Source organism: Methylobacterium sp. J-026, assembly GCF_022829585.1.
GTDB lineage: Bacteria > Pseudomonadota > Alphaproteobacteria > Rhizobiales > Beijerinckiaceae > Methylobacterium.
This window is the reverse complement of record NZ_JAKSYC010000213.1, coordinates 1-18,387: the sequence shown is the minus strand read 5'-3', so window position 1 is coordinate 18,387 and position 18,387 is coordinate 1. Positions and strand designations below refer to the sequence as shown.

The window sequence follows — 18,387 nt, the reverse complement described above, 5'->3', positions numbered from 1 at the left end:
CGTCACTCCTCCTCGGCCTCGGGCTGGCGGATGCCGTAGCGGTTCTCGAGGCTCGGGCTCGGACGGCCCTCGCCGCGGTAGCGGCTCGGGGCGTCGCCGGCGGCCCGGGCCGGGCGCTCGCCCGGTTCGCGTCCGATCCGACCGGCGAGGCTCGCCAGATCGACGAATTCGTCCGCCTGCCGGCGCAACTCGTCCGAGATCATCGACGGCTGGGTCTGGATGGTGGAGATCACCGTCACCTTGACGCCGCGCCGCTGCATCGCCTCGACCAGCGAGCGGAAATCGCCGTCCCCGGAGAACAGGATCATGTGATCGATATGCGCGCTGAGTTCGAGGGCGTCGATCGCCAGCTCGATATCCATGTTGCCCTTATACTTCCGCCGCCCCATGGAATCCGTGAATTCCTTCACCGGCTTGGTCACCACGCGGTAGCCGTTGTAGTCGAGCCAATCGATCAGCGGCCGGATGGAGGAATACTCCTGATCCTCGATCATCGCAGTATAGTAGAATGCTCGGAGAAGGTTGTCCCGGGACTGAAATTCCTTGAGAAGCTTCTTGTAATCGATATCGAAGCCGAGGGCCTTAGTGGTCGCGTAGAGATTGGCGCCATCAATGAAGATCGCGCTGCGTTGGGATGCTGTCATGAACAGGTCGAGTCCTGAGGAAAAATACGGGAGGATAGAAAATCGCCTGATGAAACGGCCAGACTTCGCCCGCGGCCAGGGGCCGGGGTCGGGACGGCGCGATCGATCGTCGAGATAGTCTGCAATCCGGGGCGAAAAGCGCGGCCCTTGTCCGGTGACCGTCGCCCAGGCCGACGACCATTCCGTCGCAAACGCGTCCTTGTCAAGCAGAGCGAAAAGATCTTCGCTGGGAAGATGGCCGGTTCAGGGCAGAATGGCTGGAACAGGCCATCGTTACGGATCTTCCGAAAGTTTTGGGACGATTTGCCGAAGTTGATCCCATAAACCTGAGATCCGCCCCACCGGCCCGGGTCAGCCGTTCACGCGCTCGACACTGTTGACCGGACGCTTGCCGCGCAACTCAGCGATGATCGCGTTGAGGTGCTGGAGGTCCCAGACCGAGAGGTCGATGGTGATGTCGGTGAAGTCCTGCGTCCGTCGTTTCATCGAGATGTTGTCGATGTTGCCGTCGTGATCGGCGATGACCTGGGCGATCTGCGCGAACACCCCCGGCTCGTTGATCGACTTGAGTGCCAGCCGAGCGGGGAAGCGCTCGCCGCCGAGGGCCTCGGTGTCCCACCGGACGTCGAGCCAGCGCTCCGGTTCGTTGTCGAAGGCCGCGAGCGCCGCGGACTGGATCGGATAGACGGTGACGCCGATTCCGGGGGTCAGGATTCCGACGATCCGATCCCCCGGGACCGCGCCGCCGTTCGGCGCGAAGGTCACCGGCAGGTCGCCCGCAAGGCCGCGGATCGGGATCGCGTCGGTCCGGTCCTCGGCCTCGCCCTCCCTGCCCTCGGCGCCCGGGAAGGTCAGCCGCATCGTCTGATCGGCCGAGCGCACAAGCCGGCCGGCGCCGTTGACGGCACCCTGCGGCGTGGGCGGCCGGCGCTCGTCGCGGTGATCGGGATAAACGGCGCGGACCACGTCGCCCGAGAACATCTCGCCCCGTCCGACCGCGGCGAACACGTCCTCGGTGCTCGCCCGGGCCAGGCGCGGCAGGGCGCCGCGCAGCTTGTCCTCCGAGAAGGTCTTGGCGGCGCGTTCGAAGGCCCGGTCCAGGATCTGGCGGCCGAGCCCGGCATATTGCCGGCGCACGGCGGTTCGGGTCGCGCGCCGGATCGCCGCCCGGGCCTTGCCGGTCACCACCAGGGATTCCCAGGCGGCCGGGGGCGAGGCGCCGTCCGAGCGCATGATCTCCACCTCGTCGCCGTTGGCGAGTCCGTGCAGCAGCGGCGCCATCCGGCCGTTGATCTTGGCGCCGACCGCGGTGTTGCCGACATCGGTGTGGACCGCGTAGGCGAAATCGATGGGCGTCGCGCCCCGCGGCAGGGCGATCAGCCGGCCCTTCGGGGTGAAGCAGAACACCTGATCCTGGAACAGCTCCAGCTTGGTGTGCTCCAGAAACTCCTCCGGGCTGTCGCCCTCGGCGAGCAGCTCGATGGTCCGACGCAGCCACTGGTAGGCACCGCTCTCGGCGGCCAGCTTCGGGTGGACGCTGCCCTCGGTGCGTCCGAAGTCCTTGGCCGGGTCCTGGCCGAGATCCTTGTACTGGGCATGGGCGGCGATGCCGTACTCGGCGATCTCGTCCATGGCGCGGGTGCGGATCTGCAGCTCGACGCGCTGGCTCTTCGGCCCGATCACCGTGGTATGGATCGAGCGGTAATCGTTCTGCTTCGGCGTCGAGATGTAGTCCTTGTACCGCCCCGGGACCATCGGCCAGCTGGTATGGACGATGCCGAGCGCCGCGTAGCAGGACTGCACGGTGTCGACGACGACCCGGAAGCCGAAGATATCGGAGAGCTGCTCGAACGCCACCGACTTGCGCTCCATCTTCGACCAGATCGAGAACGGGCGCTTCTGCCGGCCGCTCACCTCCGCGGTGATGCCCTGGGCGGCGAGCTTGTCGGTCAGCACCTGCGCGATGGTCTCGACCACGCTCTCGGACTTGGCGGTGAGCCGCGCCAGCCGCTGCGTGATGGTGGCGTAGACCTCCGGCTCGATGTTGCGGAAGGCCAGGTCCTCCAGCTCCTCGCGCAGCTCCTGCATGCCCATGCGGCCGGAGAGGGGCGCGTAGATGTCGAGGGTCTCCTGGGCGATGCGGTGACGCTTGTCCTCCCGCATGTGCTGCAGGGTCCGCATGTTGTGCAGGCGGTCGGCGAGCTTGACCAGCAGGACGCGCACGTCGGCCGCCACCGCGAGCAGCAGCTTGCGGAAGTTCTCGCCTTGGGCGGCCTGCTTGGAGACGAGGTCGAGGCGCTTGAGCTTGGTCAGGCCATCGACCAGCGCGCCGATCTCGGGCCCGAACAGCCGGCGGATCTCCTCGAGCGTCGCCTCGGTATCCTCGACGGTGTCGTGCAGGACCGCGGCCACGATGGTGGCGTCGTCGAGGTGGAGGTCCGTGAGGATCGCCGCGACTTCGAGGGGATGGGCGAAGAACGGGTCGCCCGAGGCGCGCTTCTGCGTGCCGTGCGCCTGCATGGCGTACACGTAGGCACGGTTGAGCAGCGCCTCGTCGGCGGCGGGGTTGTAGCGCTTGACCCGCTCGACGAGTTCGTACTGCCGCATCATCCGCCGGGACGGGATCGGCTCCTGGGGGGCACGCGGGGTCGGGATCACGCGCGATTGTTCCGCAACCGCGGGGCCGGCGCCAGCCCCCCGAGCGGGAAAACCGCCCGGTGCGACCGCGGCATCCTCGGAACGAGAGAACCCGGCGTCTCCGCCGGGTCCGGTCTCGGTCAGGTCGTGCGTGTCGAGGCCCACGGGCCGGGGCTCACTCGCCCTCGTCGTCGGTCTCGACCGGCGGGGCGAGATTCTCGAGGCCGCGCAGGAGATCCTCCTCGCTCATCCGGTCGAACTGCACCGCCGCATCGTCGCTGGAGGATTGCGGCGCCACCGCGGCGGCGGCCGGCGAGCTCGACAGCAGCGGCACGGTCTCGGCCTCCGGCTCGTCGACCTCGACGTATTTCTGCAGCGAGTGGATCAGCTGCTCCTTGAGGTCGTCGGCGGTGATCGTCTCGTCGCCGATCTCGCGCAGGGCCACGACCGGGTTCTTGTCGCGGTCGCGGTCGATGGTCAGGGGAGCGCCGGCGGCCAGCAGGCGCGCCCGGTGGCTCGCCAGCAGCACGAGCTCGAACCGGTTCTCGACCTTCTCGATGCAATCTTCGACGGTGACGCGCGCCATGCGGGGCGGCTCCTTCTTGAGCGACGGTGATGTCGGGTATGGGCCCACCCTACACCGGATGCCGTTGTGCAACAAGCACAGCGGCTTGCGCAGGACGCGCGTCGCCAGCCCGCCCCGGGCGGGCCGGTCCCGGCCGCCGCGGCCCCATGGTGCGGCGCATTGTTGACACCCGGCGCCGCGGGTGCGAGTGCGCGCCCCATTCCAGAGTTTCGGCCGACACGGGCGGCGTTCGGCGCCGCCCGGCGCCAGCGATCAAGACGAGCCATGCGCGCACTCATCTTTCCCGGGCAGGGCAGCCAGGCGGTCGGCATGGCGCGGGACCTCGCCCAGGCCTTCCCCCAGGCGAAGGCCGTGCTCGACGAGGTCGATGCCGCGCTGAGCCAGAACCTGTCGCGGCTGATGTTCGAGGGGCCGGCGGAGGAACTGACCCTCACCGCCAACGCCCAGCCGGCCCTGATGGCGGCGAGCCTCGCGGTGTTGCGCGTGCTGGAGGCCGAGCGCGGCCTCGATCTCGAACGCGACGTCGCCTGCGTGGCCGGCCATTCGCTCGGCGAATACGCGGCGCTCGCGGCCGCCGGCAGCCTCACGGTGGCGGATGCGGCGCGGCTGCTGCGCCTGCGCGGCGCGGCCATGCAGGAGGCGGTGGCGCCGGGCGCGGGCGCCATGGCGGCGCTGATCGGCACCGATCTGGAGGCCGCCCGCGCCCTGGCCGAGGAGGCCGCCCGGGAGGCCGGCGGCGGCGCGGTCTGCGATGTCGCCAACGACAATGGCGGCGGCCAGGTGGTCCTGTCGGGCGACCGGCCGGCCGTGGAGCGCGCCATCGGCCTCGCCACGGGCCGCGGGATCAAGCGCGCGGTCATGCTCAATGTCTCGGCGCCGTTCCATTGCCGCCTGATGGCCCCCGCCGCCGAGGCCATGGCCCGGGCCCTCGCCGCCGTGACCCTGGCGGCCCCGCGCGTCACCCTCTACGCCAATGTCCGGGCGGCCCCGGTCTCGGAGCCGGAGGCGATCCGCGCGGCCCTGGTCGCGCAGGTCACCGGCACCGTGCGCTGGCGGGAGAGCGTCGCCGCCATGGCGGAGGCCGGCGTTGACCGGTTCCACGAACTCGGCGCCGGCAAGGTGCTCACCGGCCTCGTCAAGCGCATCGCCCCCCAGGCCTCGGCCACGGCGATCGGCACGCCCACGGACGTCGCCGCCTTCGCGCTCTGATCCCACAGGAGCCCCGCATGTTCGATCTCACCGGCCGAAAAGCCCTCGTCACCGGCGCCACCGGCGGCCTCGGCCAGGCGATCGCCCGGACGCTGCACGCCCAGGGCGCCACGGTGGCGCTCTCCGGCACGCGCCTGCCGGCGCTCGAGGCGCTGGCGGCCGAACTCGGCGAGCGGGCGAGCCCCGTGGCGGCCGACCTCGCCGACCGGGATTCGGTGGAGGGGCTGGTCCCGGCCGCCGAGGCGGCGATCGGCCCGCTGGACATCCTGATCAACAATGCCGGCATCACGCGGGACAACCTGTTCCTGCGGATGAAGGACGAGGAGTGGGAGCAGGTGCTCGCCGTGAACCTCACCGCCGCCTTCCGCCTGTCGCGGGCCGCCGTGAAGGGCATGATGCGCCGCCGCTCCGGGCGGATCGTCAATATCGGCTCGGTGGTCGGCTCGACCGGCAATCCCGGCCAGGGCAATTACGCCGCCGCCAAGGCCGGGCTCGTGGGCCTGACCAAGGCGCTGGCCGCCGAGGTCGCCACCCGCGGGATCACGGTCAACTGCGTCGCCCCCGGCTTCATCGCCTCGCCCATGACCGATGCCCTCACCGAGAAGCAGCGCGAGGGCATCCTCACCCGGGTGCCGGCCGGGCGCCTCGGCGAGGGGGCGGAGGTGGCGGCGGCCTGCCTCTACCTCGCCTCCGCGGAGGCGGGCTACGTCACCGGCCACACGCTGCACGTGAACGGCGGAATGGCGATGTACTAGACGATGGATACGGGTCGCGATCGCTGCCGAATCACCCCGGCCGACACGCAAGTGCCACACCGATGAAGGGTTTCTGAACGGCCCTCGCCTTGGCCGGAACCCTGTGCTACCACGCCCCGCGGCCGTACAGGGGGTTGACGGTTCAGCGAGTTTTCAGTCCAAGGCCCCCCGGCGGGGCCATCCCGGCTCAATGCGCCGGTTCACCTCGAAGCACGCGCGATCGGACACCGGCCCGTCAACAAGCCCGCAGGGGCGCGACGCGGCCACGGCACCACCCCGAGACGACTGACAGACCAAAAGGACGAGGACGGAAGACCGATGAGCGATATCGCTGAGCGCGTGAAGAAGATCGTCGTCGAGCACCTGGGCGTCGAGCCCGAGAAGGTGGTCGAGAGCGCCAACTTCATCGACGACCTCGGTGCCGACAGCCTCGACACGGTCGAGCTGGTGATGGCCTTCGAGGAAGAGTTCAACGTCGAGATCCCGGACGACGCGGCCGAGACGATCCAGACGGTCGGCGACGCCGTGAAGTTCCTGGAGAAGAACTCCGCCGCCTGACGGCGCCGGGGACCGGATTTCGCGCGGCGCGGGTGAGGCGAAACAGCCCCCGCGCCGTTACGCATTTCAAGGCTCGGAGTCGTGAAGGGTCCGCCGGGACCGATCCCGCCTCCGGAGGTGTTGGACGATGCGCGACCGCGGCGGCGACGGCGGGGCGGCGCTTCAGGACGGGACGAGTGCGATGCGGCGGGTGGTGGTCACGGGTCTGGGGATGGTCACGCCGCTCGGCAGCGGGGTCGAGCACACCTGGAGCCGCCTGATCGCGGGCGACAGCGGCGCCGGCCCGATCCGCGGCTTCGAATCCGCCGACCTGCCCTGCCGGATCGCCGCGCAGGTCGTGTTCGGCGACGGCACCGACGGCACCTTCAACCCCGACGCGGTGATGGAGCCCAAGGAGCAGCGCAAGGTCGATCCGTTCATCGTCTACGCCATGGCGGCGGCTGACGAGGCCCTGAAGGATGCCGGCTGGGCACCGAAGAGCCATGAGGACCAGTGCGCCACCGGCGTGCTGATCGGCTCCGGCATCGGCGGCATCGGTGGCATCTACGACGCCTCGGTGACCCTGCACGAGAAGGGCCCGCGCCGGATCTCGCCGTTCTTCATCCCGGGCCGGATCATCAACCTCGCCTCCGGCCAGGTCTCGATCGCCCACGGCCTCAAGGGCCCGAACAACGCCGTGGTCACGGCCTGCTCCACCGGCGCCCACGCCATCGGCGACGCGAGCCGGCTGATCGCGCTGGGCGACGCCGACGTGATGGTGGCGGGCGGCGCCGAATCGCCGGTCAACCGCCTCTCGATCGCGGGCTTCTCCGCCTGCCGGGCGCTGACCACGGGCTTCAACGACACGCCTGAAAAGGCCTCCCGCCCCTACGACCGCGACCGCGACGGCTTCCTCATGGGCGAGGGCGCCGGCATCGTGGTGCTGGAGGAATACGAGCACGCCAAGGCCCGCGGCGCGAAGATCTACGCCGAGGTGGTGGGCTACGGCCTCTCGGGCGACGCCTACCACATCACCTCCCCCTCCCCGGACGGCGACGGCGCCTTCCGCTGCATGAGCGCGGCGGTGAAGCGGGCCGGGATCTCGCCCGCCGAGATCGGCTACATCAACGCCCACGGCACCTCGACGCCCATGGGCGACGAGCTGGAGCTGAAGGCCGTGGAGCGGCTCCTGGGCGATGCCGCCGCGGGGGCGACCATGTCGTCGACCAAGAGCTCGGTCGGCCACCTGCTCGGCGCCGCCGGCTCGGTCGAGGCGATTTTTTCAATCCTCGTCCTGCGCGACGGCGTGATCCCGCCGACGCTCAACCTCGACAACCCCTCGGTCCAGACCAAGATCGACCTGGTGCCGTTCGAGGCGAAGCGGAAGCAGGTGGATGTCGTGCTGTCGAACTCGTTTGGGTTTGGGGGGACGAATGCGAGTTTGGTGATGCGGCGGGTCTAAAGCCTACTGCATAGCTGTATTTGTTGTTGGAGGGGCGGAAGCTAAAGTAGTCAGCATTGCTGAAATTACACTTCTAGCCATTCCGACAATCGTCAACGCTTCATCCAGTGATGGCGCAGCCTCTGGATGAATCAAAGGATTGCGGTGTAACTTGGCCATTTGTTCTAGAGTAGAAAGTATTCTTTCGTCGCCAACTTTTTTCTGACGCATCGTTGTAACGTATATGACGATGCTTCTTACCTTCGGGCGCGGTGAATTTCCTGTTACTGAAGAATAATAGCGCCGCAGAACACTCTCGGTAGCGCGAAAGACGTGAAAGCCACATGCTGTTGGCAGGTCGTAGGCCAACGCTTTACCCGCTTCATGTACGTCAAACATCGCTTCCGGAACTTTACCCCTCAATTCCGAGGGAAACATGGTCTCTGGTGCGTCAAGTAGAGATAACGTATCGTGACTCCCTTTTTGGGTTACAAAGAATGCTGGAGAGACACCGAGCTCAGCTTGAAGAGCAATCTTAAATTGTCCATACGCAGTCTTGACCTGATAAATATTAAACTCATTGACTAAAGTATCGTAATCTCTTGCGTCACGAGTTATTTCAGAAATGGTTGCAACCAACCCTTCTGCTGATTGACGACAGCTGCGGACAGAGTTTGCAAAAACGCTTGATCTAATAAAGCTTGATGTCGCATTTTCAGCTACAATAAGGGGCAATAGTATATCGCCAAGCTTTGTGCCGGGACCTTGCGGTAGGCGAGATAGGGCCTCAGTGCTTTCCGATAATTGAAGGATGTAAGGAAGCGAAATTCTGATCATTCGAAAATTGGCCGATCAAGTATATATTCTTGCTATATTTCATGCGAAAATGAGTCTTGTAAATGCTGTATGCTGAATTTCCAGGGACTTCACCACCCCCGCCGCTCCGCCTCCCCCGGCACCCGCCCCTGCGGCGTGAGCGCGTGCACCACCTCCGGCAGCGCCTGGGCCAGTTGCGAAAGCAGCGCATCACGGTCCAGCCCGGTCTGGCTCTGGAGGGTGTCAACCGTGTCGGGGCCGAGCGCCCGGGCGAGCTGGTCCGGGGCCACCGGGTGGTTGGCGCCGGATCCGATCCAGGACTCGATCACGTCGCCGAGGCCGCCCTGGCGGAAGCGGTCGACCAACCCGTCGAGGCCGCCGAGATCCCCCTGCCCCGCCGGGGCGGCGCGGCTCGGGGCCGGGGCGGCGCCCGGGCCGTCGAGCATGCCGGAGAGATCGGAAAAATCGCCGGGCGGCAGGGACGGGTCGACGGTCCCGCCCGGGTCGGTTTCGCGGCGCTGGCCGGCTTGGTCGAAGCCGCCGATATCGCCGGACGGGTCCGGGGCGCCGCGCCCGCCGCCATCGGCGGGGGGCCGGCCGGGATCGCCTTCATAGGGCCCGGCGCCGCCGGAGCGGTCGGCCCCCGGGCCCGGCTCACCCTGGCGGCCGTGGCCGAAGATGTCGCCGAAGCCGCCGCTCGCGCCCTTGGTCAGCAGCAGCATCAGCAGGGCCTTCACCAGGGGCGACATCCTCGCGGATCCCGGCTTCTGCCCGCCGAACACCTGACCGAGCACGCCGCCGATCGCCGATTCGAGCAAACCCATAGGCCCCTCCCCCGGGGCCCAGCCCGGGCCCGGGCGAACAACCCCGCAGGGTGGCCGCGGGTTGCGCGGGGACCGGTTCCCGGAGGCGGCCCTCAGCGCCGGACCGCGAGGTGCCGGCCCAGCGCCCCGAGGGCGCAGCCGGCGAGGTAGGGCGGCAGGATCAGGGCGGCGCCCTCCAGCCAGAGACCCGGCAGGCCGGGCACGAAGGCGGCGAGGGCCGCCGCCGCCACGAGCCCGGCGGCCACGAACAGGCCGAGCGGCACGGCGTACCGGTCCGGCCAGCCCGACAACGCACCGACCACGAGGCCGAGCGTCGCCGCCCCGGCGAGTCCGGGCCAGAATCCCACGAGCAGCAGCATCACGGCCGTCCGGCCTCCCTGCGGGCGCGGCGCCCAAGCGCATCGGGGCGCCCCCCGGCGCCCGGGGGCGGGGCGGAGCGAACGGGCCTCACGGCAGCAGCGCGAGGGTGACGGGACCGGCGGGGCCGTCCGGCCCGGCGCCGACCTGATCCGGGCGGGCGCCGGCCTGGAGCAGATATTCCACCACGGCCTGGGCGCGCAGCCGCGGCAGGTCCTGCGGCGGCTCCTCGGCGGCCTCCGCGGGTTTCTTCGGGGCCGGCTTGTTGCGTTTGGCAGCCTCGGTGCCGGACCCCTTGCCAGACCCGTTGCCAGGTCCTTTGGCGGCGTTCGCGGCGCCGGGCTTGGGGGCCGGCTTGGGGTCGGGCTTGGCGGTCGCCTCCGGCTTGGCCGCGCTGGCGATTCGGGTCGGCTCGGCGGCGCCCGGAGCCGCAGCGGCGCCCGGCGCGGGTTTCGCCGGGTCGGCGGGGCCCGAGACGGCGATGCGCAGGGCCGGACAGGCCTTGGCCAGGGCCGCCAGGGCGTCGAGGGTGGGATAGAAGGACGGGGCCGGCACGGGGCTGCCGACCGGGAAGCGCAGATCCGCCCCCGCGACCAGGGTGGCGAACTCCGTCCGGCAGGTCGCCGGATCGCGCCGTTCCGCCGGCTGCCGGGCCGAGACCGCGGCCTGCCCGGTCCAGCCGGGGGGCAGCGCCTCCGCGAGCCGGTCGGGCGCCCGGGCGGCGGCCTCGCGGTACAGGCTCTCCCCGGTCAGGCGCAGGGTCCGGTCGGAGACGCTCACCTCCCCGGCGGCGAGGCTTGCCACCAGGGGGGCCGCGGCCGCCAGCGCCGCGCCGAGATCCGGCGGCGCCCCGTCGGCGAGGCGTGTACGGTCGAGGATCGGCTCGCGGAACAGGCGCGGCCGCAGGGCGTCGAGCACCCGCTCCCGGGTGGCGGCATCTGGGACATGCCCGGTGAGCGTGACCGCCTCCGGCGTCCGGCGGATCGCCACCCGATAGGGCGAGAGCGGCCGGGCCATCAGCGAGACCGGCCCGGCCATCACGCCGGCGGGCCGAGCGTCGCGCATCAGCGCGGCGGCGTCGGGGATCGCCTGCCCGTCGATGGCGTCGCCGCTGACCGAGACCGCGCCGTCCGCGAAGGCGACACGGCCGGTCTGGATCAGCGCGGCGAGGCGAAACGCGAAGGCGATCAGGTTCCTCGGATCGATCGCCGGGTCCAGGCCCCGGGCGGTCACGAGCCGGTCGTCCACGGTCCCGCCGGGGGCTCCGGCGGCGATCTCCTGCGCGGCCTCCTCTGCGGCGCGCCCGGCGGCCGCGCGGTCCGCCGCGGAGGGCACGAAACCGTCGAGGACGATCCCGTGCGCGGTCTTCTCCACGGCGAAGCGGTACTGCGCCACCCGCGGTGGCAGGATCTCGATCCGACCGATGCTGAACCCCTCCGGCGGATCCGACAGGGCCGCCCGCAGCGCCTCGTAGGCCGGCACGTCCAGCGCCTCGCCGGACAGGCTGAGCACGGTGTCGCTGAGCGCCGCGCGCCCGCCGGCGGCCAGCCCGGAGAGCCGCGCCGCCAGGAAGGCCGCCGCGCCGGGGAAGTCCGGTGGCGCCCCCCGGGCGGCTCGGGCGGTGTCATCGAGACTGGTGCCGGGGCCCAGCGCCTCGGTGATCCGCGCCTCCAGGGCCCGCCGGCCGATCTCGGCCGGCCGGCTGCCCTCCAGGGCGACCCGGTTCGGCCGCAGGCGGATCGCCGCCCACTGGAACGGCGCGGCGGTCTCGACCAGGCCGAGCCCGGAGACGATCCGGCGGGGCCCGTCCAGGGCGGCGAGGCGGGACAGGATCGTCGCGCGGGCCGCTGCATCCGGCGCCTCGCCGGCCGCCGCGAGGTCGCGGCCCCGCGCCTCCAGCCGCAGCCAGGGCTCGCCGGTGGCAGTGGCGGTGCCGGCCGCCACCGGCGCAGAAGCGGCCTCGAGCCGCTCGGCGATCTGCGGGGCGGCGTAGAGGCTGGCGCTCGCCCAGACCAGCGCAAGCGCCGGCAGGCCGGCGAGCCAGCCGATGCGGCGCAAGCCTCGGGTGATGGGTTCGGGCAAGGGCACGGTCGTGAGCGGGTCGGATCCGGTGGCGAGACGACACCGCCTTTCCGGCAGCATGAAGGCCGCCCCGGCCCGACCCGCGACGCCGCGCCGCCGGAACCCCCCCGGATCGGTCCGGTTGGCCGAGGTACCCGTCATCCGGAGACCGTCATGCGGGCCATCGTCGCCGTCATCCTGCTCGCCGCGCTCGCCGCCCCGGCCTCGGCCCAGACCCTGTCGGCCACCGCCACGGCGCCCGCTTCGGCCTCCCTGGAGCCGATCACGGCGATCGCCAATCCCGGGCAGCTCAGCCTCGGCGGCACCTCCACCACCGGACCGTTCCCGACCCTCTCGGCCCAGTCCGGCGGGCTCCTGAATGCCGGTCAGCTCAGCCTCAGCGGCGCCGGTGGCGGCGGCGGCACCATCGCTGCCCCGTCCAGCGCAAGTTCCGGCGCCGGCCAGCTCGGCCTCGCCTCGGGCACGGGGATCACCGGCGGCGCCGGGGTCACGGGGTCGACCGGCGGCGGGACCACGACCGGCGCGTCCGGGACCCAGAGCGGCTTCGGCCTCGGGTCGATCTCGGGGAGCAGCCTGTCGTCGAGCTTCGGGACGACCGGCCTGGGGAGCGGCTCGACCTTCGCCACAGGCCTGAACACCGGTACCGGCCTGACCACGTCGCGGGTCTCCACATTCGGGTCGTCCACCTTCGGCAGCGGCGCGGGCTTCGCCACGGGCCTGGGCACCAACGCCACCACGGCGTCATCGCGCGCGGGGACGACCGGAAGCGGGACCACGAACGCCGCCGAGGCCGCCGCCCTCGGAAATGCGGCCTCCGGCCTCGGGACTTTCGGAACCACCAGCGCGACCGGCGCCGCCGCGAGCGTCAACGCCGCCGCGAACGTCAACGCCAGTGTGACGGCATCCAGCGCGTCCGGTACGGCCTCGGGCGGAGCCGGGATCGCCGCCGCTTCGGGCGCCGCGGCGGGCCGGGATCTCGACCTGGTCCAATCGGCACGCACGGCTCAGGCCGGCGGGGGAGCGTCCGGCGGCGCCGGCATCAGCGGCGCGGGTGCCGCCCCCGGCCGGGTCGGCGACCTCTGCAGCGGTCCGCTCGCGGAGGCTTGCCTCGGCGGGGCCAACGCCTACTGACCGGCCCGCCCCGGGAACCGCCGCTCCGGCGCGGCCGTTCATTCCGGACCGGCACCTGGGCCGGGACAGGAGACAGGGATGACCGTCATTCTGAGCCGCGTTTCGCTCGCGGCCGCTCTCGTTCTGGGTCTGTCGAGCGCGACCCTCGCGCGGGAAGCGGGCTCTCGTCCTCACGGGGCCGGGACCGCATCGGGCCTGCACGGGATCGGCTTCAACGAGCAGAGATTCGGCGCCAACCTGCGGACCGGCAGAGACCAGCCCTATACCTGGCCGGTGAGCGACCGCTACCGTCCGATCTCGCAGCCCTATTACGGCCGCGCCTACTGAGGGCGGCGCACCACCGGCCGGCGCGGATGCGCGCCGGTTCTCACCGGGATCGGGACCAGGAGGGTGCGTGATGGCTGTGCGGAGGCGGCTCGTCCTCGCGATCCTGCCGCTCGCATCCCTCGCGCGCCTGCCGGCCCAAGCCGGGGAGTTCGCTCAGGGGCCGCCGGCCCCGGGCATGGCCCTCACGCGTGCGGATCCCGGCATGGCGAACAGCGTTCCTGCGGGGCTGTCCGATCCGGCCGCGTCGCCGCTCTCGCCTCAGATCGATCCGGGCAATGGCCGGCGCCTCGGGGGGCCGGGCGGCGGGTTTCCGCCCCTCAAGGGACAGCTTCCGAACCAGCGCACCGGGTCACGGCACCAGCACGTGGTTCATGACATCTGCATCGGCTGTTGAACGCCGACGGCCGTCCTACTGCACGACCCGGGACAGGGTATTGGCCCGGATCCAGCGCGGCGAGAGGATGTCACCGGCTTCGGTGATGATCCAGGGCTGCGCATCCTCGGCCTCGATCGCCCGTGCGGCGACGGCGAGGGCCTCGCGCAGGGTCGCGAATGGCCGTCCCTGTGCCGATCGACCGGGCGCACGCTTCGGCCAGACCGTCAGTTCGGCACGTTTGTCGAGATCAGCGGGCGTCATGCTGTCGCTCCGGATGCTGCGCGGTTGAAACCCTCCTTAGCGCACCCGTGTGACGCGGATCTGGCGAACGTGTTGCCGATTCGTGTCGTCGCCACCACGGCGACGCAACCTGCAGATTTCACCCGACCAGCCGCTCGCAACGGGGCTCGGCTCAAATCTTATCTCGGCCGATCTCAATTTTTATTTGAGCAATGCGCGGAGGAAGTTTAATTCATTTGCGCTGAATGCATGGCGGGGTGGGCATTCGATTGTCGGGACCGCCTCTGACGAGACAGATATTCTTGCAGGACAATGCCGATCCTGCGTTATGTTGCAATGCGCCATCGTCATACCGCAGTGCACAAAAGTATGGTCTCTTAGGTCGTCGGTCGCCCCACGCGATCGACACGGAGACGCACCATGCGCACGATCTTCATCCTGGCGTCGGCCGCTCTCGCCTCGGCCGCCGTCTTCGCCGGCCCCGCCTCGGCCGAAGAGCCGTTGCACCTGACGCCGCCGCTCTACCGGGATCAGGCCCGGGGCGCCCAGCAGGCTCGCCCGATCACCGACCTGACGACAACGCCGCAGCCCGTGCGGGTGACGGCGAACCGCATGCGGACTGTTTCGACGGTGGAGCGGTCCATGGTCCAGGCCTCCGCCGCGCCTCTGCGCTGAGGCCCGGGAGCGGGGACGCGCCGCGGGGTTGCCTCCGCAACCGTCCGTGCGTGACTGCCTGACAGTGCACAAACGGCGCGCCGTTCATGGGCTGCCGCAGCGGGGGCCAGGCCCGATCCGTCGAGGCGTCCACGCCTGCTGATCCGGTTCGGTGCCCGGAGCCGTCGCCGCCATCTCGCACCCGTCGCGATATGGACCCAGCCGAGCGTATGGGACAGCCGTCGCCAGGAGCACGGCCCGTTCGGCCTGCCGGAGACCCAGCCGCAGAGCATCATCCGCCGAGCGGCCTATCTCTCCACGATCCTCCGTGACCACAGCCCGTCGCGCCGCGGCCGTCAGATCGCGGTCTCGCGACGGATGACGGCCTCCTCGCCGGTGCCCTTCTGCGACAGGCCGACATCCGGATCCTCATCCGTCATCGGCAGCGGCCTGTTCGAGGTTTCCCGCTCGCGCTCCTCGGGATCGGCCGGTGCCGGGTCGGGTGATCCGGGGCCGCTCTCCCGCGGCATGATCTCGTGAGCGTCCGTCATCCGAGGCCTCCCCGCCTCACGACAACGCGGCGACGCCCGCCCGGGTCCCGTACCCACAGGCATTCAAGACAGGATCGGGACCGCAGCCCTATATAGAGGTCAGGAGAGTGGGGAGAGCGTTGTGTTTACCGTCAAGGGGATCGACCCGTCCGGCCGCGTGATGACCTTCGCCTGCGGGACGGACGAGCAGGCCATGGAGAAGACCTGGGAACTGGCCCGGCGGGGGTTCCGCGAGATCATGGTCTCAGATCCGAAGGGCAAGGAGATGTCCGCTGCCGCCTTCGAACGGTCCCTGAACATCGACTGGGAATGAGGATCTTTCCCCGGCGTGGCCGTCAGTGCAACTCGTAGCAGTTGGTGATGACGCGCGGCGTGCGCGTCACGTCGTAGAGAATCGAGCACTGGACGAGATACGTCCTGTCCCGCTTGCGAAACAGGATCAGGGACGAGGGGTTGTCGAAGGTCCCGGTATAGCCTGCGATCTCCCACCCCTCCGCGTTCAGCCGCTCGATGCTGAGCGGCTGCTCGGCGGCCGCACCCGTCGACATCCAGCCCAGACAGGCAGCGAGGCGCAGACCCCCGCGGAGGGGAACACGGCGCATCGGATTCCGCCGGGCAGGGGCACGGGAAGTGTCTGACCCGCGTGGGGCGTCCGCATGCGCTCCCATCGGTCGGTGCGGCAGGCCTCTCACAGGCCCGGAACGTCGTCGATATCGGGGACTGATTCTCCGCTTGGCGGTGCCGGATCGTCCTCCGGGGCGGGCGGAAGCCGCGGGGGCGGCATCTCCCCGGTATTCGGCGGCATTGGCAGGCCCTGTGGCAGATCGGGATCGGGCAGCGCGTCGCCGTCAGGCGATCTCGGATCCGGCATGGTCCCTCCTCAGCCTTTCAAGCCGCCATCTCCACGGCGGTCGCAGGATAGGAACGGCCGACCGGCCCGTTGGTGCCGGGATGCGGCAGGGGCGACGGGGGCGCAGCCGGGGCGCCGTCAGGCCGTTTCCAGTTCGCGCCGCAGGTCCAGCTTCTCCGGACGCACCGGATCGGTCATCTCGGTGGCGGCCCCGATCTCCTCCCGCTTGCGCCAGACCGCCCGGCAGATGAGGATCTCGTTGCACGCATCGAGGCTGAGCACGAAGCGGTCGGGGACGATCTCCGCTTCCGGGAGGGCGATGCGAATACCCCCGGCAGACCGGTCGTAAACGATGCAGGGCAGGCTGCGGTGCTCGTCCACCGAGATACTGCCGATTTCATTCAGGAGCGTACGCGGAGCGCTGCGTCGTTCGAACATCGCGGCCTCATGAAAACTCAGGGGCCAAGATCGACGAAGCGCGTTCAGGAAGGCTCTTCGAAAAGCGTCGAATTGTCCGTTTCGACGCTCGACTGTGTAGAGCGGAATTTCCCCAAGGCTCGAAGGCGTCCGCGGACCGGACATACCACTATAGAATCGAGCGCTATCGTCCGGCGGGCGGCCTCTGCGATCCGGATTCGGCCCGGTACGGGCGTATCCCTACCCCGTGATCACCTCGACGAGGGTGGTCAGGAAGCCGAGGGCGACGGCGCCGATTCCGCTCATGAACGCCACGTCCCACCCGGCGAACTCTTTCGATCGGGGCGCGCGCATGAAGGCGAAGAGCGTCAGGGCGGCGCCGCACACGACGAGGGCGATGGCAATATAGACGGGTCGGGTCATGGCGCTTCCTCCTTCGCCGGTCCCGCGGCCCTTCAGGGCTCTTGTCCGGACGATGGAGACCAGCGTGATCAGTGTAGACTCATCCGTCGTCAAAACATGACAGACGAGGAGGCGGTGAACAAGAAGATAATCTGTTCTGCATTGCAGAACAGCGCGCCGGCCTAAGCTAAGATCTGATCTTCCGACGGGTCGCGGGCGGCGCGCGTCCTCTCGGCCGCCTCGGATGCGTGCTCAGTCGACGAAGACGCGAACGCCGTCCGTATTGAGGATGTCGCGCTGATCGGCACACCATTGGTCGGCGCCGACCGAGGCGATCTCGTCCGCGACGCGCCGGCCCTCGGCCGCGATGGCCGTCTCGGCCCGATGGTGTCCCATGGTCGTTTCGAGGGCTCGCCGCGCCGTCCGGGACAGGCCGTCCGACACGGCGTCATCCACAGAATAGAGTGTCCGGCAATACAGCACGATCCCGGCCTGCGCGCCGACGATCCGTACCAGGCCGTCAAGCGTCGCGGCGCGCTTGGACGCCGTCGCGTCCGTGGCGTCCTCGGCGGACACAGCGGGCAGTGGCGCGGCGGCGAGCAGGGCGGCGAGCAGCGCGCGTCTCATCCTCGGGCATTCCTTCTCGGTCCTGGACCGAACCGTCCATCTGGAACGTCACGGCGCCGAAGCGCTCAGGGGCGGCTGATCACTTTCTGGCGGCCATCAGGTCGTGGGCGAGCACCGTCAACTTGCCGATCAGGCTGCTGATATCCCCGCCCTTGCACGACCACTGCGTCCCGATCGCCTCGCCATCCGCCGAGACGGAGACGACCGCCACCGAGCGCAGCCGGCCTTCGCGGGCGAGCGCCAGCTGGTCCTGCAGGACGGCGATGATCGACGCGGTGTCCTCGTCGGCCACGGTGGGTGCGATATGCGCCGGGAATGGCACCACCGAACTCGATATCGTCTGCTCTCGCTTCATCGCACCGTATCCCTCGGTTCTCGTTCTCGGGATCCGGGGTGCGCAGACGCTTTGTGCAGAGTGTGGCAGCTTGTCCGTGACGAGCCATGTCGTCGAGGAGTGTTGCATCGCAGCAACGCTGGCCCCGGCAGCCGGCTCTCCGTTGCGTGACAGCTCCGGCCGCAGCCGTCAGGCCACGTCGGCCGGGTGGATGGGCCCCGTCGCGGCACCGTGGAGATGGTCGTCGACGGGGTTCCCTGGGCGCATCCGCCCTCAGGCGGCGCGGCGACCCTTGCGCTCGCGCTCGGCCATGGCGCCGGGCTGTCCGAGGCCGATCGCCTTGGCCAGGGCAGAGCGCTGCTCGGCGTAGCTCGGGGCGACCATCGGGTAATCGGCCGGCAGGCCGTAGCGGTCACGGTAGCCGCGCGGGTCGAGCCCGTGGCTGGTCAGGTGGCGCTTGAGCGTCTTGTAGGTCTTGCCGTCGATGAAGCTGACGATCCCGTCGGACCGGACCGACTTGCGGATCTGGGCCGCGCTCGGCCGGTCCGGATCGGCCTGATGGGCGGCTACGCCCGTCTCCGGACGCAGGG

At 69.9% G+C, this 18,387-nt stretch carries 24 protein-coding genes; 9 read left to right on the top strand and 15 right to left on the bottom strand.

From position 1 onward, the window contains the following. Nucleotides 1-2 precede the first annotated feature (2 nt). The 3 genes from MKK69_RS18990 to rpoZ form a co-directional block, all read right to left on the bottom strand. Entirely contained in the window at nucleotides 3-644 is a 642-nt protein-coding gene (locus tag MKK69_RS18990; protein ID WP_243970385.1) for an NYN domain-containing protein, read from the bottom strand. 351 nt (nucleotides 645-995) lie between these two features. After that, nucleotides 996-3,254 (bottom strand): RelA/SpoT family protein, encoded by a 2,259-nt coding sequence (locus MKK69_RS18985; RefSeq protein ID WP_243970519.1) that lies wholly within the window; start codon nucleotides 3,252-3,254, stop codon nucleotides 996-998. 202 nt (nucleotides 3,255-3,456) lie between these two features. Beyond that, on the bottom strand, nucleotides 3,457-3,867 hold the full coding sequence (gene rpoZ / locus MKK69_RS18980) for a DNA-directed RNA polymerase subunit omega (protein WP_243970383.1): 411 nt from the start codon (nucleotides 3,865-3,867) through the stop codon (nucleotides 3,457-3,459). A 264-nt stretch (nucleotides 3,868-4,131) separates the two neighbouring features. Between rpoZ and fabD the strand changes: the two genes are divergently transcribed. From fabD to fabF, 4 genes are all read left to right on the top strand, one after another. Then, nucleotides 4,132-5,076, top strand: coding sequence for an ACP S-malonyltransferase (fabD, locus tag MKK69_RS18975; RefSeq protein ID WP_243970381.1), 945 nt, complete (start codon nucleotides 4,132-4,134; stop codon nucleotides 5,074-5,076). 17 nt (nucleotides 5,077-5,093) lie between these two features. After that, the gene (gene fabG / locus MKK69_RS18970; RefSeq protein ID WP_243970379.1) at nucleotides 5,094-5,831 is read left to right on the top strand and encodes a 3-oxoacyl-[acyl-carrier-protein] reductase; all 738 of its coding nucleotides are present in this window, start codon (nucleotides 5,094-5,096) and stop codon (nucleotides 5,829-5,831) included. 318 nt (nucleotides 5,832-6,149) lie between these two features. Further along, a complete protein-coding gene (locus MKK69_RS18965; RefSeq protein ID WP_007559070.1) occupies nucleotides 6,150-6,389 on the top strand; it encodes an acyl carrier protein in 240 nt (79 codons plus the stop codon). 181 nt (nucleotides 6,390-6,570) lie between these two features. Then, nucleotides 6,571-7,830: a beta-ketoacyl-ACP synthase II gene (gene fabF, locus MKK69_RS18960; RefSeq protein ID WP_243970517.1), complete on the top strand. Its 1,260-nt coding sequence runs from the start codon at nucleotides 6,571-6,573 to the stop codon at nucleotides 7,828-7,830. 3 nt (nucleotides 7,831-7,833) lie between these two features. Here the strand turns inward: fabF and MKK69_RS18955 are convergent, their stop codons facing one another. The 4 genes from MKK69_RS18955 to MKK69_RS18940 form a co-directional block, all read right to left on the bottom strand. Further along, nucleotides 7,834-8,646, bottom strand: coding sequence for a hypothetical protein (locus MKK69_RS18955; RefSeq protein ID WP_243970377.1), 813 nt, complete (start codon nucleotides 8,644-8,646; stop codon nucleotides 7,834-7,836). Nucleotides 8,647-8,735: 89 nt separating this feature from the next. Then, nucleotides 8,736-9,449, bottom strand: coding sequence for a YidB family protein (locus tag MKK69_RS18950; protein WP_243970375.1), 714 nt, complete (start codon nucleotides 9,447-9,449; stop codon nucleotides 8,736-8,738). 92 nt (nucleotides 9,450-9,541) lie between these two features. After that, nucleotides 9,542-9,808 (bottom strand): hypothetical protein, encoded by a 267-nt coding sequence (locus tag MKK69_RS18945; protein ID WP_279598495.1) that lies wholly within the window; start codon nucleotides 9,806-9,808, stop codon nucleotides 9,542-9,544. 88 nt (nucleotides 9,809-9,896) lie between these two features. Further along, on the bottom strand, nucleotides 9,897-12,029 hold the full coding sequence (locus MKK69_RS18940; RefSeq protein ID WP_243970372.1) for a hypothetical protein: 2,133 nt from the start codon (nucleotides 12,027-12,029) through the stop codon (nucleotides 9,897-9,899). A 12-nt stretch (nucleotides 12,030-12,041) separates the two neighbouring features. Between MKK69_RS18940 and MKK69_RS18935 the strand changes: the two genes are divergently transcribed. The 3 genes from MKK69_RS18935 (at nucleotide 12,042) to MKK69_RS18925 (ending at nucleotide 13,740) form a co-directional block, all read left to right on the top strand. After that, nucleotides 12,042-13,019: a hypothetical protein gene (locus MKK69_RS18935; RefSeq protein ID WP_243970370.1), complete on the top strand. Its 978-nt coding sequence runs from the start codon at nucleotides 12,042-12,044 to the stop codon at nucleotides 13,017-13,019. A gap of 78 nt (nucleotides 13,020-13,097) precedes the next feature. Next, nucleotides 13,098-13,346 (top strand): hypothetical protein, encoded by a 249-nt coding sequence (locus tag MKK69_RS18930; RefSeq protein WP_243970368.1) that lies wholly within the window; start codon nucleotides 13,098-13,100, stop codon nucleotides 13,344-13,346. 70 nt (nucleotides 13,347-13,416) lie between these two features. Further along, complete coding sequence (locus tag MKK69_RS18925; protein WP_243970366.1) at nucleotides 13,417-13,740, top strand: hypothetical protein; 324 nt, start codon at nucleotides 13,417-13,419, stop codon at nucleotides 13,738-13,740. Between the two features lie 15 nt (nucleotides 13,741-13,755). On the opposite strand, the gene MKK69_RS18920 is transcribed toward MKK69_RS18925, so the two are convergent. After that, nucleotides 13,756-13,983 carry a hypothetical protein gene (locus MKK69_RS18920; protein WP_243970364.1) on the bottom strand — a complete coding sequence of 76 codons (228 nt, stop codon included), beginning with the start codon at nucleotides 13,981-13,983 and terminating at the stop codon, nucleotides 13,756-13,758. Nucleotides 13,984-14,382: 399 nt separating this feature from the next. Between MKK69_RS18920 and MKK69_RS18915 the strand changes: the two genes are divergently transcribed. After that, the gene (locus MKK69_RS18915; protein ID WP_243970362.1) at nucleotides 14,383-14,637 is read left to right on the top strand and encodes a hypothetical protein; all 255 of its coding nucleotides are present in this window, start codon (nucleotides 14,383-14,385) and stop codon (nucleotides 14,635-14,637) included. Between the two features lie 335 nt (nucleotides 14,638-14,972). Here MKK69_RS18915 and MKK69_RS18910 read toward each other — a convergent pair whose 3' ends face one another. Next, complete coding sequence (locus MKK69_RS18910) at nucleotides 14,973-15,167, bottom strand: hypothetical protein (RefSeq protein WP_243970360.1); 195 nt, start codon at nucleotides 15,165-15,167, stop codon at nucleotides 14,973-14,975. 121 nt (nucleotides 15,168-15,288) lie between these two features. On the opposite strand from MKK69_RS18910, the gene MKK69_RS18905 reads away from it, so the two are divergent. Next, entirely contained in the window at nucleotides 15,289-15,480 is a 192-nt protein-coding gene (locus tag MKK69_RS18905) for a hypothetical protein (RefSeq protein ID WP_243970358.1), read from the top strand. Between the two features lie 22 nt (nucleotides 15,481-15,502). Here the strand turns inward: MKK69_RS18905 and MKK69_RS18900 are convergent, their stop codons facing one another. From MKK69_RS18900 to MKK69_RS18870, 6 genes are all read right to left on the bottom strand, one after another. Then, nucleotides 15,503-15,769 carry a hypothetical protein gene (locus MKK69_RS18900; RefSeq protein WP_243970356.1) on the bottom strand — a complete coding sequence of 89 codons (267 nt, stop codon included), beginning with the start codon at nucleotides 15,767-15,769 and terminating at the stop codon, nucleotides 15,503-15,505. Nucleotides 15,770-16,155: 386 nt separating this feature from the next. Then, the gene (locus MKK69_RS18890) at nucleotides 16,156-16,455 is read right to left on the bottom strand and encodes a PilZ domain-containing protein (RefSeq protein ID WP_243970354.1); all 300 of its coding nucleotides are present in this window, start codon (nucleotides 16,453-16,455) and stop codon (nucleotides 16,156-16,158) included. A gap of 219 nt (nucleotides 16,456-16,674) precedes the next feature. Continuing rightward, nucleotides 16,675-16,857 carry a hypothetical protein gene (locus MKK69_RS18885; RefSeq protein ID WP_243970352.1) on the bottom strand — a complete coding sequence of 61 codons (183 nt, stop codon included), beginning with the start codon at nucleotides 16,855-16,857 and terminating at the stop codon, nucleotides 16,675-16,677. A 231-nt stretch (nucleotides 16,858-17,088) separates the two neighbouring features. Beyond that, nucleotides 17,089-17,463 carry a hypothetical protein gene (locus MKK69_RS18880; RefSeq protein ID WP_243970350.1) on the bottom strand — a complete coding sequence of 125 codons (375 nt, stop codon included), beginning with the start codon at nucleotides 17,461-17,463 and terminating at the stop codon, nucleotides 17,089-17,091. A gap of 79 nt (nucleotides 17,464-17,542) precedes the next feature. Beyond that, nucleotides 17,543-17,818, bottom strand: a complete 276-nt coding sequence (locus MKK69_RS18875; RefSeq protein ID WP_243970347.1) for a hypothetical protein — start codon at nucleotides 17,816-17,818, stop codon at nucleotides 17,543-17,545. Nucleotides 17,819-18,070: 252 nt separating this feature from the next. Then, nucleotides 18,071-18,387 (bottom strand): MucR family transcriptional regulator (locus tag MKK69_RS18870; protein WP_243970345.1); only part of this gene is annotated, 317 nt, incomplete at its 5' end.

Excerpts from the sequence above, each read along its gene's own strand:
- MKK69_RS18935 (WP_243970370.1), top strand. The coding sequence starts at position 12,042 with ATGCGGGCCATCGTCGCCGTCATCCTGCTCGCCGCGCTCGCCGCCCCG.
- MKK69_RS18965 (WP_007559070.1), top strand. The coding sequence starts at position 6,150 with ATGAGCGATATCGCTGAGCGCGTGAAGAAGATCGTCGTCGAGCACCTG.
- MKK69_RS18885 (WP_243970352.1), bottom strand. The coding sequence starts at position 16,857 with ATGACCCGACCCGTCTATATTGCCATCGCCCTCGTCGTGTGCGGCGCC.
- MKK69_RS18875 (WP_243970347.1), bottom strand. The coding sequence starts at position 17,818 with ATGAAGCGAGAGCAGACGATATCGAGTTCGGTGGTGCCATTCCCGGCG.
- MKK69_RS18915 (WP_243970362.1), top strand. The coding sequence starts at position 14,383 with ATGCGCACGATCTTCATCCTGGCGTCGGCCGCTCTCGCCTCGGCCGCC.
- MKK69_RS18930 (WP_243970368.1), top strand. The coding sequence starts at position 13,098 with ATGACCGTCATTCTGAGCCGCGTTTCGCTCGCGGCCGCTCTCGTTCTG.
- fabD (WP_243970381.1), top strand. The coding sequence starts at position 4,132 with ATGCGCGCACTCATCTTTCCCGGGCAGGGCAGCCAGGCGGTCGGCATG.
- MKK69_RS18890 (WP_243970354.1), bottom strand. The coding sequence starts at position 16,455 with ATGTTCGAACGACGCAGCGCTCCGCGTACGCTCCTGAATGAAATCGGC.
- rpoZ (WP_243970383.1), bottom strand. The coding sequence starts at position 3,867 with ATGGCGCGCGTCACCGTCGAAGATTGCATCGAGAAGGTCGAGAACCGG.
- MKK69_RS18945 (WP_279598495.1), bottom strand. The coding sequence starts at position 9,808 with ATGCTGCTGCTCGTGGGATTCTGGCCCGGACTCGCCGGGGCGGCGACG.
- MKK69_RS18940 (WP_243970372.1), bottom strand. The coding sequence starts at position 12,029 with ATGACGGGTACCTCGGCCAACCGGACCGATCCGGGGGGGTTCCGGCGG.
- fabF (WP_243970517.1), top strand. The coding sequence starts at position 6,571 with ATGCGGCGGGTGGTGGTCACGGGTCTGGGGATGGTCACGCCGCTCGGC.
- MKK69_RS18985 (WP_243970519.1), bottom strand. The coding sequence starts at position 3,254 with ATGATGCGGCAGTACGAACTCGTCGAGCGGGTCAAGCGCTACAACCCC.
- fabG (WP_243970379.1), top strand. The coding sequence starts at position 5,094 with ATGTTCGATCTCACCGGCCGAAAAGCCCTCGTCACCGGCGCCACCGGC.
- MKK69_RS18900 (WP_243970356.1), bottom strand. The coding sequence starts at position 15,769 with ATGCGCCGTGTTCCCCTCCGCGGGGGTCTGCGCCTCGCTGCCTGTCTG.
- MKK69_RS18950 (WP_243970375.1), bottom strand. The coding sequence starts at position 9,449 with ATGGGTTTGCTCGAATCGGCGATCGGCGGCGTGCTCGGTCAGGTGTTC.
- MKK69_RS18880 (WP_243970350.1), bottom strand. The coding sequence starts at position 17,463 with ATGAGACGCGCGCTGCTCGCCGCCCTGCTCGCCGCCGCGCCACTGCCC.
- MKK69_RS18910 (WP_243970360.1), bottom strand. The coding sequence starts at position 15,167 with ATGACGGACGCTCACGAGATCATGCCGCGGGAGAGCGGCCCCGGATCA.
- MKK69_RS18920 (WP_243970364.1), bottom strand. The coding sequence starts at position 13,983 with ATGACGCCCGCTGATCTCGACAAACGTGCCGAACTGACGGTCTGGCCG.
- MKK69_RS18925 (WP_243970366.1), top strand. The coding sequence starts at position 13,417 with ATGGCTGTGCGGAGGCGGCTCGTCCTCGCGATCCTGCCGCTCGCATCC.
- MKK69_RS18990 (WP_243970385.1), bottom strand. The coding sequence starts at position 644 with ATGACAGCATCCCAACGCAGCGCGATCTTCATTGATGGCGCCAATCTC.
- MKK69_RS18955 (WP_243970377.1), bottom strand. The coding sequence starts at position 8,646 with ATGATCAGAATTTCGCTTCCTTACATCCTTCAATTATCGGAAAGCACT.